The organism is Aminobacter sp. Piv2-1 (assembly GCF_037625995.1).
In the GTDB taxonomy this organism is placed as follows: domain Bacteria; phylum Pseudomonadota; class Alphaproteobacteria; order Rhizobiales; family Rhizobiaceae; genus Aminobacter.
Map to the genome: position 1 here is coordinate 223,404 of NZ_JARKMU010000009.1, position 13,218 is coordinate 236,621.

Annotated in this window: 12 protein-coding genes; all 12 read left to right on the forward strand. The window is 63.8% G+C overall.

The window, feature by feature from the left end:
- The first annotated feature begins 125 nt into the window (after positions 1-125).
- The 12 genes from AmiPiv_RS17945 (at position 126) to AmiPiv_RS18000 (ending at position 12,966) form a co-directional block, all read left to right on the forward strand.
- A complete protein-coding gene (locus AmiPiv_RS17945) occupies positions 126-746 on the forward strand; it encodes an NADH-quinone oxidoreductase subunit J (protein WP_340038852.1) in 621 nt (206 codons plus the stop codon).
- Between the two features lie 2 nt (positions 747-748).
- A complete protein-coding gene (nuoK, locus tag AmiPiv_RS17950; protein ID WP_340038853.1) occupies positions 749-1,057 on the forward strand; it encodes an NADH-quinone oxidoreductase subunit NuoK in 309 nt (102 codons plus the stop codon).
- Positions 1,058-1,067: 10 nt separating this feature from the next.
- Positions 1,068-3,056, forward strand: a complete 1,989-nt coding sequence (gene nuoL / locus AmiPiv_RS17955; RefSeq protein WP_340038854.1) for an NADH-quinone oxidoreductase subunit L — start codon at positions 1,068-1,070, stop codon at positions 3,054-3,056.
- Positions 3,056-4,561: an NADH-quinone oxidoreductase subunit M gene (locus AmiPiv_RS17960; RefSeq protein WP_340038855.1), complete on the forward strand. Its 1,506-nt coding sequence runs from the start codon at positions 3,056-3,058 to the stop codon at positions 4,559-4,561. Before nuoL ends, AmiPiv_RS17960 begins: the two co-directional genes overlap by 1 nt.
- A 17-nt stretch (positions 4,562-4,578) precedes the next feature.
- Positions 4,579-6,015: an NADH-quinone oxidoreductase subunit NuoN gene (gene nuoN, locus AmiPiv_RS17965; RefSeq protein ID WP_340038856.1), complete on the forward strand. Its 1,437-nt coding sequence runs from the start codon at positions 4,579-4,581 to the stop codon at positions 6,013-6,015.
- 4 nt (positions 6,016-6,019) lie between these two features.
- Positions 6,020-6,847, forward strand: a complete 828-nt coding sequence (locus tag AmiPiv_RS17970) for a biotin--[acetyl-CoA-carboxylase] ligase (protein ID WP_340038857.1) — start codon at positions 6,020-6,022, stop codon at positions 6,845-6,847.
- 23 nt (positions 6,848-6,870) lie between these two features.
- On the forward strand, positions 6,871-8,541 hold the full coding sequence (locus tag AmiPiv_RS17975; protein ID WP_340038858.1) for a ribonuclease J: 1,671 nt from the start codon (positions 6,871-6,873) through the stop codon (positions 8,539-8,541).
- Positions 8,542-8,558: 17 nt separating this feature from the next.
- Positions 8,559-8,963: a methylmalonyl-CoA epimerase gene (gene mce / locus AmiPiv_RS17980; RefSeq protein WP_340038859.1), complete on the forward strand. Its 405-nt coding sequence runs from the start codon at positions 8,559-8,561 to the stop codon at positions 8,961-8,963.
- On the forward strand, positions 8,960-9,229 hold the full coding sequence (locus AmiPiv_RS17985) for a DUF1467 family protein (protein ID WP_340038860.1): 270 nt from the start codon (positions 8,960-8,962) through the stop codon (positions 9,227-9,229). The genes mce and AmiPiv_RS17985 overlap by 4 nt, the downstream gene beginning before the upstream one ends.
- A gap of 442 nt (positions 9,230-9,671) precedes the next feature.
- Positions 9,672-11,000: a proline--tRNA ligase gene (proS, locus tag AmiPiv_RS17990; RefSeq protein ID WP_340038861.1), complete on the forward strand. Its 1,329-nt coding sequence runs from the start codon at positions 9,672-9,674 to the stop codon at positions 10,998-11,000.
- Positions 10,997-12,283 carry a lipoprotein-releasing ABC transporter permease subunit gene (locus AmiPiv_RS17995; protein ID WP_340038862.1) on the forward strand — a complete coding sequence of 429 codons (1,287 nt, stop codon included), beginning with the start codon at positions 10,997-10,999 and terminating at the stop codon, positions 12,281-12,283. Before proS ends, AmiPiv_RS17995 begins: the two co-directional genes overlap by 4 nt.
- The gene (locus tag AmiPiv_RS18000; protein ID WP_340038863.1) at positions 12,283-12,966 is read left to right on the forward strand and encodes an ABC transporter ATP-binding protein; all 684 of its coding nucleotides are present in this window, start codon (positions 12,283-12,285) and stop codon (positions 12,964-12,966) included. The genes AmiPiv_RS17995 and AmiPiv_RS18000 overlap by 1 nt, the downstream gene beginning before the upstream one ends.
- Positions 12,967-13,218 lie beyond the last annotated feature (252 nt).

Genomic DNA, 13,218 nt, shown 5'->3' on the forward strand with positions numbered 1-13,218 from the left:
TGAACGATGGACGGGCCTTGCCGGCTCGTCTAAGGAACGCGCGGCCTGCTCCGGAGGCGGAGCAGGGACGTGAAGAGGGCGGGCGCGCTGCGCGCCGAGCCCGAAAGGAAAACCGGGGGAACCCCATGCTCAACGGACTTGAAGCGGTATTCTTCTACCTCTTCGCCTTCATCGCGGTGGCGTCGGCCTTCATGGTCATCTCCGCCCGCAACCCGGTTCATTCGGTGCTCTACCTGATCCTGACGTTCTTCAACGCCGCGGGCCTGTTCCTTTTGACCGGCGCCGAGTTCCTGGCGATGATCCTGCTGGTCGTCTACGTCGGCGCGGTGGCGGTGCTGTTCCTGTTCGTCGTCATGATGCTCGACGTGGACTTCGCCGAACTCAAGTCGGGCGCGCTGCAATACGCGCCGATCGGCGCGCTGGTAGGTCTCATCCTCGCCGCCGAACTGATCGTCGTCACCGGCGGCTACGCCTTCGCGCCCAAGCTTGCCGAGACGGTGGCACAGCCGACGCCGGACGTCGCGGTACGCCACAACACTGCGGCGCTCGGCGACATCCTCTACACGGACTACATCTACTTCTTCCAGATCGCCGGCCTCGTGCTCCTGGTCGCCATGATCGGCGCCATCGTGCTGACGCTGCGCCACAAGCCGAACGTCAAGCGCCAGAGCATCCCCGCGCAGGTGGCCCGCACCCCGGCGACCGCGATCGAGGTCAAGAAAGTCGAGACGGGCAAGGGAATCTGACCATGGTTGTGGGCATTTCACATTATCTGACCGTTTCGGCGATCCTGTTCACGCTTGGCGTGTTCGGCATCTTCCTGAACCGCAAGAACGTCATCGTCATCCTGATGTCGGTCGAGCTCATCCTGCTCGCGGTCAACATCAACTTCGTGGCGTTTTCGGCCCAGCTCGGCGACCTCGTCGGGCAGGTGTTCGCGCTGTTCGTGCTCACGGTGGCCGCAGCCGAGGCGGCGATCGGTCTTGCCATTCTGGTCGTATTCTTCCGCAACCGCGGCTCCATCGCGGTCGAAGACGTGAACATGATGAAGGGCTGACGGGACAAAAATGTATCAGGCAATCGTCTTCCTTCCGCTGCTCGGCTTCCTGATCGCCGGCCTGTTCGGCCACGCGATCGGTGCGAAGGCATCCGAGTACGTCACTTCCGGGCTGCTGGTGGTTTCCGCCGTGCTGTCCTGGGTGGCCTTCATCACGGTCGGCCTCGGCGACGTCGAGGTGTTCACCGTGCCGGTGCTGCGCTTCCTCGATTCCGGCGCGCTGCAGGCCAACTGGGAATTGCGCATCGACACGCTGACGGTGGTCATGCTGGTCGTCGTCAACACCGTGTCTGCCCTGGTGCACATCTACTCGATCGGCTACATGCACCACGATCCGCATCGGCCGCGCTTCTTTGCCTATCTGTCGCTGTTCACCTTCGCCATGCTGATGCTGGTGACGTCGGACAACCTCGTCCAGATGTTCTTCGGCTGGGAAGGCGTGGGCCTGGCGTCCTACCTGCTGATCGGCTTCTGGTACAAGAAGCCCTCGGCGAACGCCGCCGCCATCAAGGCCTTCGTCGTCAACCGCGTCGGCGACTTCGGCTTCCTGCTCGGTATCTTCGGCGTGTTCGTGCTGTTCGGCTCGGTCAACCTGGGCACCATCTTCGCCAATGCAGCTTCGTACCTGCCGGCGGAAGGTGCCGCCGAGAACGGCGAGGCGGTGCTGACCTTCCTCGGCTATGCGCTCGACAAGTCCAATGCGATCACGGTGGTCTGCCTGCTGCTGTTCATGGGCGCCATGGGCAAGTCGGCGCAGGTGCCGCTACACACCTGGCTGCCGGACGCGATGGAAGGCCCGACGCCCGTTTCGGCCCTGATCCATGCCGCGACGATGGTCACCGCCGGCGTGTTCATGCTGGCGCGCCTGTCGCCGATCTTCGAACTGTCGGGCACGGCCTTGACCGTCGTCACCTTCATCGGCGCCTTCACCGCCTTCTTCGCGGCGACCGTCGGCCTCGTGCAGAACGACATCAAGCGCGTCATCGCCTATTCGACCTGCTCGCAGCTCGGCTACATGTTCGTGGCGCTGGGCATGGGCTTCTACTCGGCCGCGATCTTCCACCTGTTCACGCATGCCTTCTTCAAGGCGCTGCTGTTCCTGGGATCGGGCTCGGTGATCCATGCCGTCTCCGACGAGCAGGACATGCGCAAGATGGGCGGGCTCAGGAAGCTGATCCCGAGCACCTACTGGATGATGGTCATCGGCACGCTGGCGCTCACCGGCGTCGGCATCCCGGCGACGATCATCGGCACGGCCGGTTTCTTCTCCAAGGACGCGATCATCGAAGGCGCCTTCGTCGGCCACAACGCGGTCGCCGGCTTCGCCTTCGCCGCGCTGGTCATCGCCGCCTGCTTCACCAGCTTCTATTCCTGGCGCCTGATCTTCATGACCTTCCACGGCACGCCTCGCGCCACCGCCGACGTCATGCACCACGTGCACGAATCGCCGCCGGTGATGCTGGTGCCGCTGTTCATCCTGGCCGTGGGCGCGCTGTTTGCGGGCGTGATGTTCCACCAGCAATTCATCGGCGAGGCGTATGGCGAGTTCTGGAAGGGCGCGCTGTTCACGCTCGAGACCAACGAGATCCTGCACGAGTTCCACACCGTGCCGATGTGGGTGAAGCTCGCGCCGTTCGTGGCCATGATCATCGGCTTCGGCATGGCCTACCTGTTCTACATCCGCTCGCCGGAAATGCCGAAGGTGCTGGCTTCGCGCCACCGCGGGCTCTACGCCTTCCTGCTCAACAAGTGGTACTTCGACGAGCTCTACGACTTCCTCTTCGTGCGCCCGGCCAAGTGGCTCGGCCGCTTCCTGTGGAAGAAGGGTGACGGCTGGCTGATCGACGGCTTCGGCGCAGACGGCATCTCGGCCCGCGTCGTCGACGTGACGAGCCGCGTCGTCAAGCTGCAGTCGGGTTACCTCTATCACTACGCCTTCGCCATGCTGATCGGTGTGGCCGCCCTCGTTACCTGGATGATGCTCGGGAGCTCCTTCTGATGTCTGGCGTTCCCATTCTTTCGCTGGTCACCTTCCTGCCGCTCGTCGGCGCGCTCCTGATCCTGCTGATCCGGGACGACGGCGAAGCTGCGCGGCGCAACATCCGCAATGTCGCGCTTTGGACCACGGTGTTCACCTTTGCGGTGTCGCTGCTGATCTGGGTCTATTTCGACAATGCGGAGCCGGGCTTCCAGTTCGTCGAGCAGGCAGCCTGGCTCGACTCCGGCATCTCCTACAAGATGGGCGTCGACGGCATCTCCATGCTGTTCGTCATCCTGACGACCTTCCTGATGCCGCTGTGCATCCTGGCGAGCTGGGAGTCGGTGGAAAAGCGCGTCAAGGAATACATGATCTCGTTCCTTGTCCTGGAGACGATGATGATCGGCGTGTTCTGCGCGCTCGACATCGTGCTCTTCTACGTCTTCTTCGAAGGCGTCCTCATCCCGATGTTCATCATCATCGGCGTGTGGGGCGGCAAGCGCCGCGTCTATGCGAGCTTCAAGTTCTTCCTGTTCACGCTGCTCGGCTCCGTGCTCATGCTTCTCGCCGTGATGGCGATGTTCTGGCAGGCCGGCACGACCGACATCCCGACGTTGCTGACATACGGCTTCCCGGCCAGCATGCAGACGTGGCTGTGGCTCGCGTTCTTCGCCTCGTTCGCGGTGAAGATGCCGATGTGGCCGGTCCACACCTGGTTGCCCGACGCGCACGTCGAGGCGCCGACGGCGGGTTCGGTCATCCTGGCCGGCATCTTGCTCAAGATGGGCGGATACGGCTTCCTGCGCTTCTCGCTGCCGATGTTCCCGCTGGCCTCCGAGTTCTTCGCCCCGCTGGTCTTCTCCCTGTCCGTCATTGCGATCATCTACACCTCGCTGGTGGCGCTGATGCAGGAGGACATCAAGAAGCTGATCGCCTATTCGTCGGTGGCGCACATGGGCTACGTGACCATGGGCATCTTCGCCATGAACCAGGAAGGCGTGCAGGGCGCGATCTTCCAGATGCTCAGCCACGGCCTGGTGTCGGGCGCGCTGTTCCTCTGCGTCGGCGTGGTCTACGACCGCATGCACACCCGCGAGATCGCGGCCTATGGCGGCCTCGTCAACAACATGCCGAAATACGCGGTGGCGTTCCTGATCTTCACGATGGCCAATGTCGGTCTGCCCGGCACCAGCGGCTTCGTCGGCGAGTTCCTGACGCTGTTCGGCATCTTCCAGGTCAACACCTGGGTGGCGCTGTTCGCGGCGACCGGCGTCATCCTGTCGGCGGCCTATGCGCTCTGGCTCTACCGCCGCGTTGTCTTCGGCGCGCTGACCAAGGAAAGCCTGAAGGGCCTGTTCGACCTGTCCGGTCGCGAGAAGGTGGTGCTCTACCCGCTCGTCATCCTGGTCATCTTCTATGGCGTCTATCCGGCGCCGGTCTTCGACGCCACGGCTGCTTCCGTGAAGGCGTTGATCAACAACGTAACCGTATCGATCGACGCCGCGCAAACCGCGGCGGCGAACTGACAGGGGTTTTGCGAACCATGACGCCCGAACTCCTTTCGAGCCTCTCGCTCTCGGCGCCCGAACTGATTATTGCCGCCGGCGCGCTTGCGCTGCTGATGGTCGGCGTCTTTTCGGGCGAGCGGGCCAACACGACCGTCACCGGCCTGGCCGTCGCGCTGCTGATCGCCGCAGGCGCCTGGATGCTGGTTTTTGGCGGCGACGGTGCGGCCTACGGCGGCGCCTTCGTCTCCGATCCCTTCGCCCGCTTCATGAAGATGCTGACGCTGGTCGGCTCGGTGGTGACGCTCGTGATGTCGGTGGGTTTTGCCAAGGCCGAGAAGTTCGACAAGTTCGAATATCCGGTGCTGGTCATGCTGTCGACGCTCGGCATGCTGCTGATGATTTCGGCGAACGACATGCTGGCGCTCTATCTCGGGCTCGAGCTGCAGTCGCTGGCGCTCTACGTCATCGCCGCGATCAACCGCGAGAACGTGCGTTCGACCGAAGCCGGCCTGAAGTACTTCGTGCTGGGCGCGCTGTCGTCGGGCATGCTTCTCTACGGCATCAGCCTAGTCTACGGCTACACCGGCCACACCTCCTTCGAGGCGGTCGCCACAGCGTTGAGCGGCGGCGAGCGTCAGCTTGGGCTGGTCTTCGGCCTGGTGTTCGTGCTGGCTGGCCTCTGCTTCAAGATCTCGGCCGTTCCGTTCCACATGTGGACGCCGGACGTCTATGAAGGTGCACCGACGCCGGTGACCGCCTTCTTTGCGGCCGCCCCGAAGATGGCTGCGATGGCGCTGATCGTGCGCGTCACCGTCGGCGCCTTCGAGCCGATCGCGCCCGACTGGCAGCAGATCATCGTCTTCATCTCCATCGCCTCGATGGCGCTGGGCGCCTTCGCCGCGATCGGTCAGAAGAACATCAAGCGCCTGATGGCGTACTCGTCGATCGGCCACATGGGCTATGCCCTGGTCGGCCTTGCGGCCAACAGCCAGGCCGGCGTCCGCGGCGTCGTCATCTACATGCTGATCTACATGGTCATGACGCTCGGCACCTTCGCCTTCATCCTGGCGATGCGCCGCAAGGACGGCAATGTCGAGCAGATCGGCGACCTGGCGGGCCTTTCGACCACCAATCCGATGATGGCGACCATCCTCACTATCCTGATGTTCTCGCTGGCCGGCATCCCGCCGCTCGCGGGCTTCTGGGGGAAATGGTACGTGTTCCTCGCGGCCATCGATGCCAAGCTCTACGCGCTGGCCATCATCGGCATGCTGGCTTCGGTCGTGGGGGCATTCTATTATCTGCGCATCATCAAGGTCATGTGGTTCGACGAACCGGTAGGCGGCTTCCAGCCGATGGCCGGCGAGCTTCGCCTGGTGCTCGGGCTCTCCGGCGCATTCGTGCTGTTCTACGTGCTGATCGGCGGCCCCGTCGGGCAGATGGCGGAAGCCGCTGCCAAGACGTTCTTCTGACGGCATGGGGTTCCAGCTCGCGCCAACAGCCAGCGCTGCCGGCTTCCGCCTGGAAGCCCACGACTCGGTAGGGTCGACGAATGCGCTGGCACTGGAACGGGCACTGGCCGGTGACCCGGGAAAGCTCTGGGTCGTCTCCAAGAAGCAGGAAAGCGGACGCGGCCGGCGCGGGCGCAACTGGGCCACGCCGGAGGGCAATCTTGCCGCGACGCTGCTCACGGTCCTGGATCGCGATCTGCAATATGCCGCTACGCTCGGCTTCGTTGCCGGGCTGGCGCTTGCCGATGCGCTAGACGCGGTTGCTCCGAACGCACGCTTTGCCGTCGGTGTCGATGGCGGCAGCGGGCGGGGCGTCAAGCGTTTCGAGCTGAAATGGCCGAACGACGTGCTCGCCTCCGGCGCAAAGCTCGCCGGCATCCTGCTCGAATCGACGACGCTTCCGCATGGGCGGCTCGCCGTCGCGATTGGCATCGGCGTCAATGTCGTCGCCCATCCCACCGACGTTCCCTATCCGGCGACGTCGCTCGCCAGCCTCGGATCCGACGTCGATGCGGAGACGCTGTTCCTCGCGCTTTCCGACGGCTGGAGCGAGAACGAAAGGCTCTGGGCCGGGGGGCGGGGGCTTGCGGCAATCCGGCGGAAGTGGCTGGAGCGCGCTGCCGGTCTCGGCAGCGAAGTGGCCGTGCGTCTCGAAGGAAATGTCGTGCGCGGTGTATTCGAAACCATTGACGAGGATTGCCGCTTCGTCATCCGTGACGCTAAAGGTGAGACGGTAAAGATCGCTGCTGGCGATGTACATTTCGGCGCGGTGGCCTCGGCCGGCGCGGCCTGAAGGGCCTGAAAGGAAAATCTGGTATGGCGAAAGCGGAAAACGCCGAACTCGTATTCGTGCCGCTCGGCGGCGTGGGCGAGATCGGCATGAATTTCGCCCTCTACGGCTTCGGCCCGGCCGATGCGCGCGAGTGGATCGTCGTTGACGTCGGCGTGACCTTTCCCGATGCCGGCTTGCCGGGGGTCGATCTGGTGCTGCCGGATACCCGCTTCATTGAGGAGGAACTGAAGAACCTCCGCGGCATCGTCATCACCCACGCGCATGAGGACCACTACGGCGCCCTGCACGACGTTTGGCCCAAGCTCAAGGCGCCGGTGTGGATGACGCCGTTCACGGCCGGCCTGCTGGAGGCCAAGCGGCAATCGGAGCAGGGCGCACCGAAGATCCCGGTGACCGTTTTCCGCGCCGGTGAAAAGTTCACGATCGGGCCGTTCGAGATCGAGGCGATCCCCGTGACCCACTCGATCCCCGAGCCGATGTCGCTGGCGATCACCACGCCGGCAGGCACCGTGATTCACACGGGCGACTGGAAGATCGATCCGGCGCCAGAGATCGGCCCGCTGACGGACGAGGCGCGTTTCCGCGCTTATGGTGACAAGGGCGTGCTGGCACTCGTCTGCGATTCGACCAACGCCATGCGCGAGGGCGATTCGCCCTCCGAACAGCAGGTCGGGCAGGGGCTGAGGGAAGTAATCGAACAGGCCAAGGGCCGCGTTGCCGTCACCACGTTCTCGTCCAATGTCGGGCGCATCCGCTCGATCGCGGAGGCCGCGCGCGACGCCGGGCGCCAGGTGCTGGTGATGGGCCGTTCGCTCAAGCGCGTCATCGACGTGTCGACCGAGCTCGGCTACATGGACGGTCTGCCGGATTTCGTCTCCGAAGAAGATTACGGCTACATTCCGCGCGAGAACCTGGTCGTCATCTGCACCGGCAGCCAGGGCGAGCCGCGGGCAGCACTTGCGAAACTGGCGCGCGACGAGATGAAGACCGTGGCGCTGTCGCCGGGCGATACGGTTGTGTTCTCCTCGCGTACCATTCCGGGCAACGAGAAGGCGATCCTCGAGATCAAGAACCTGCTCGTCGACCAGGGCATGAAGATCATCGAGGACGGCGACGCGCTGGTGCACGTCTCGGGCCATCCCCGGCGCAGCGAACTCAAGCGCATGTACGAGTGGGTGCGGCCGCGGATCGGCGTGCCCGTGCACGGCGAGGCGGCCCATCTGGTCGCCCAGGGTTCGCTTATGTCGATGTCGGGCATTCCCGAGGTGGCGCAGATCCGCGACGGTGACATGCTGAGACTGTGGCCCGGTGCAGCGGAAATCATCGACCAGGTGCCCTTCGGCCGTGTCTACAAGGACGGCAAGCTCATCGGCACCGACGAAGCGATGGGCATCCGCGAACGTCGCAAGCTGTCCTTTGCCGGCCACGTTGCCGTCAACGTGGTGTTGGACGACAAATACGAACTGTCCGGCGATCCGGACCTGGTGGCCATCGGTGTCGCCGAAACCAATGCCGGCGGCGACGCGCTCGAAGAATTGATGCTTGATGCGGCAATAGGCGCCGTGGACTCCATACCCCGTGCTCGCCGAAAAGACCTCGATCTGGTTCAGGAAGCGGTTCGGCGCGCCGTGCGTGGCGCTGCCAACGAAGCCTGGGGCAAGAAGCCGCTGGTGACGGTGTTCGTCACGCGCTGAGGACAACAGGACTGAAGATGCTCGGACGTCTCAATCACGTCGCAATCGCCGTGCCGGACCTGGCGGCGGCGAGCGCCGTCTACCGGGACACGCTCGGTGCGCGGGTAAGCGAGCCGCAGGCGCTGCCCGAGCACGGCGTGACCGTGGTGTTCATCGACGTCGGCAACACCAAGATCGAACTGCTCGAACCTCTCGGCGACGGCTCGCCGATCGCGGCCTTCCTCAAGAAGAACGCCGCAGGCGGCATGCACCATGTCTGTTACGAGGTCGACGACATCCTGGCCGCACGCGACCGGCTCAAGGCTTCCGGCGCGCGCGTGCTCGGCGACGGCAATCCGAAGATCGGCGCGCATGGCAAGCCGGTGCTTTTCCTGCACCCCAAGGACTTCCAGGGCACGCTCGTGGAGCTCGAACAGGCATGACCTGGGTTTCAATCATCGCGATGTACTTCGTCTTCTGGTGGCTGACCCTGTTCGCCATCCTGCCATTCGGCCTGAAGACGCAGGACGAGGATAACGACGTCACCCTCGGTACGGTGTCGAGCGCCCCGCGCGGCCCGCATATGTTGAGGGCGATCTTGTGGACGACGGTGGTGACTGCCGTCCTGATGGGCGGCTTCTTCGGCATCACACGCGGGCTTGGGTATTCGTTCGACGACTTCCCGAACTTCCTGCCGGAACTCAGATAACGCGACCTGGCAGCATTGTTGAGGAAGTCAGACTAAGCTGATGTTCGGGCAAAAAAAATGCAAGGCGCGAGGCCTTGCAATTTAAACGCGTCCGATCTGCTTTCCGGTGTCCGGCGGCAGCGAGTTACCGCGCCTAGATCGCATCCTCCCAAGACTTTGACCGCGTAGGAGAGCGGATTTTTTCTCCGCCCTCTCGGTTATCGGGGCACATTAGACCAAGCGGAAATGAATTGTCACGCGGAATTTTGCTTCCGTAGGAGCAATCCTACGCTGCATTGCACAATTGGCGGGCAGTCGTTGCCGGGCAAACAATCAGGGCATTCTGACGCGACGGGAAGCTGAGTGCGCGGGTTTCCATTCGGCCATGAAATGGCTATGAAGCGCGTTCAAGCAAGCCTCACCAATCTGCCGATTCCGGCACTTTCGCTTCATGGAACACTCGATGCGTCTGTCGCGCTATTTCCTGCCTATCCTGAAAGAGAATCCTCGCGAGGCGGAAATCGTTTCGCACCGGCTGATGCTGCGGGCGGGCATGATCAGGCAACAGGCCGCTGGCAGCTTCTCGTGGCTGCCGCTCGGCAAGCGCGTGCTGGACAAGGTCTGCCGGATCGTGCGCGAGGAACAGGACCGGGCTGGGGCGCTGGAAATCCTCATGCCCACGATCCAATCCGCCGACCTGTGGCGCGAGAGCGGCCGCTATGACGACTACGGCAAGGAGATGCTGCGCATCAAGGACAGGCACGAGCGCGACATGCTGTTCGGCCCGACCAACGAGGAGATGGTGACGGAAATCTTCCGTTCCTACGTCAAGTCCTACAAGGACCTGCCGCTCAACCTCTACCACATCCAGTGGAAGTTCCGCGACGAGGTGCGTCCGCGCTTCGGGGTGATGCGCAGCCGCGAGTTCCTGATGAAGGACGCCTATTCGTTCGACCTCGACTACGAGGGCGCTAAGGCGGCCTACAACCGCATGTTCGTCTCTTACCTGCGCACCTTCACGCGCATGGGGCTGCAGGCGATCCCGATGCGCGCCGACACCGGCCCGATCGGCGGCGACCTCAGCCACGAGTTCATCATCCTCGCCGACACCGGCGAGAGCCAGGTGTTCTGCCACCGCGACTTCCTCAGTCTGCCGGTTCCGGGCGCCGAAACCAATTTCGGCGATGACGCGCAGATCGGCGGCATCGTCAAGGAATGGACGACGCCTTACGCGGCGACCGAGGAGATGCACGACGAGGCGGCATGGGCCAAGGTGCCGGAAGGCGACAGGCTATCGGCGCGCGGCATCGAGGTCGGCCACATCTTCCATTTCGGCGAGAAGTATTCCAAGCCGATGGGCGCCAAGGTGACCGGTCCCGACGGCAAGGATCACTTCGTGTCGATGGGCTCCTACGGCATCGGCCCGAGCCGCCTGATCGCGGCGATCATCGAAGCGAGTCATGACGAGAACGGCATCATCTGGCCGGAGGCGGTGGCGCCGTTCGACATCGGCCTGATCAACATGAAGGTCGGCGACGGCGACTGCGACCGCATCTGCGGTGAGCTCTACGAGGCCTTCGCCAAGGCGGGCAAGGACGTGCTCTACGACGATACCGACCAGCGCGCAGGCGGCAAGTTCGCCACCGCCGACCTGATCGGCCTGCCGTGGCAGGTGATCGTCGGCCCGCGTGGTGCTGCCGCCGGCGAAGTCGAGATCAAGAACCGCAAGACCGGCGAGCGCGAGACGCTGCCGGTGGCGCAGGCGCTCGCCAAGCTGGGCGCCGGCGCATGAACAAAGTGGCGGGGGCCAAGCCGTCCGGAGCGGGGCCTTTTTCCGTGTTCGAACGCATGGTGGCCTGGCGCTACCTGCGGGCAAAGCGCAAGGAGACGGTGATCTCGGTCATCGCCTCCATCTCCTTCCTCGGCATCATGCTGGGCGTTGCAACGCTGATCGTGGTGATGGCGGTGATGAACGGCTTCCGGGCCGAGCTGCTGACCCGCATCCTGGGCGTCAACGGTCACCTGATCGTGACGCCCGTCGACAATCCGCTCGAGGACTATGCAGCGGTCGCCGACCGCATCAATGGCGTGTCCGGTGTCAAATATGCCATTCCCCTCGTGGAAGGGCAGGTGCTGGCGCAAGGTGGCGTCGGCAGCGGCACGGGTGCGCTGGTGCGCGGCATCAGGGGGGATGACCTAGGCAAGGTGACAATCGTCGCCAACAACATCAAGCAGGGTTCCATCGTCGGCTTCGACGGCAGCGAGGGCGTCGTCATCGGCAAGCGCATGGCCGACAGCATGGGGCTGGTGCTCGGCGAGAGCATCACGCTGATCTCGCCGGAAGGCGACGTCACGCCGCTGGGGACCACGCCGCGGGTCAAGTCGTACCCGATCACAGGCATCTTCGAAGTCGGCATGTCGGAATACGACAGTTCGATCATTTTCATGCCGATCTCCGAGGCCCAGCTCTACTTCAATTCCGAGGGCAAGGCCGGGTCGATAGAGATCTATGTCGACGACCCGGACAATGTCGACGCGCTCCGGGCAAAGGTGGAGGAGGCGGCACAAAGGCCGATCTTCCTGACCGACTGGCGCCAGCGCAACCAGACCTTCTTCTCGGCACTGCAGGTCGAGCGCAACGTCATGTTCATGATCCTCACGCTGATCGTGCTGGTGGCCGCGCTCAACATCATCTCGGGCCTGATCATGCTGGTGAAGGACAAGGGTCACGACATTGCGATCCTGCGCACGATGGGGGCTACACGCGGGGCGATCTTGCGCATATTCCTGATGACCGGCGCGGCGATCGGCGTGACTGGTACCGTCGCCGGCGTCGTCCTCGGCGTCGTGATCTGCCTCAATGTCGAGCGTATCCGCCAGTTCTTCTCCTGGCTGTCGGGCACCGTGCTCTTCAATCCCGAGCTCTATTTCCTCAGCCAATTGCCGGCCAAGATGGACGTGGGCGAGACGGTTTCCGTGGTGCTGATGGCGCTCGTGCTGTCGTTCATTGCAACGCTGTTCCCGGCATGGCGCGCAGCCAGGCTCGATCCGGTCGAAGCGCTGAGGTACGAGTGATGGCCGCCCCCGTCATCGAGCTCAAGGGCGTCGAGCGCCATTACGAGCAGGGATCGCGTCGGCTGACGATCCTCAGTGGCACCAATTTCTCGCTAACTCCCGGGGAAATGGTGGCGCTGGTGGCACCGTCGGGTGCCGGCAAGTCGACGCTGCTGCACACCACAGGGCTGCTGGAGCGGCCGGACGGGGGCGACGTCATCGTCAATGGCCGTGCCTGCGGCCGGCTTTCGGACGACCAACGCACTGCTATCCGGCGCAACGACATCGGCTTCGTCTACCAGTTCCATCATCTCCTGCCGGAATTCTCGGCGCTCGAGAACGTGATGATGCCGCAGCTGGTGAGAGGTCTGAAGCCGTCCGAGGCGAGCGCGAGGGCTGCCCAACTGCTCGACTACATGAAGATCGGCAAGCGTGCCCAGCACCGGCCGGCAGAGCTTTCCGGCGGCGAGCAGCAGCGGGTGGCGATTGCCCGTGCGGTCGCCAACGCGCCCCTGGTGCTTCTGGCGGACGAGCCGACCGGCAATCTCGATCCGGTAACGGCGGGATATGTGTTCGAGGCGCTTTCGGCGCTGGTACGGCAATCGGGCCTTGCAGCCCTGATTGCGACCCACAACCATGAACTCGCCGCGCGCATGGATCGCCGCGTGACCTTGTCAGAAGGCAAGGTCGTCCCGCTGCGCTAGGAGCCCCGCCGCTGGCGGCCGCGCTCGTCAGCCGCATGATGGACGGGTCTGTTCCTTCGACCCGTCCCTGCCGCCAAGACCCTGGCCACTTGAGCGATCCTTAACCGATCGCGGGCGGCGCTCGCCCTTCTAGAGCGACGGACTTTCATATGAGTCCATATCCAGCGGCGTTGAAGTAGTTTCTGCATTCTGTTGGCGAGAAGAGATTGCAGATGTCACCGATGGCCTTCCACAGGGCATCGATGGTTCTGA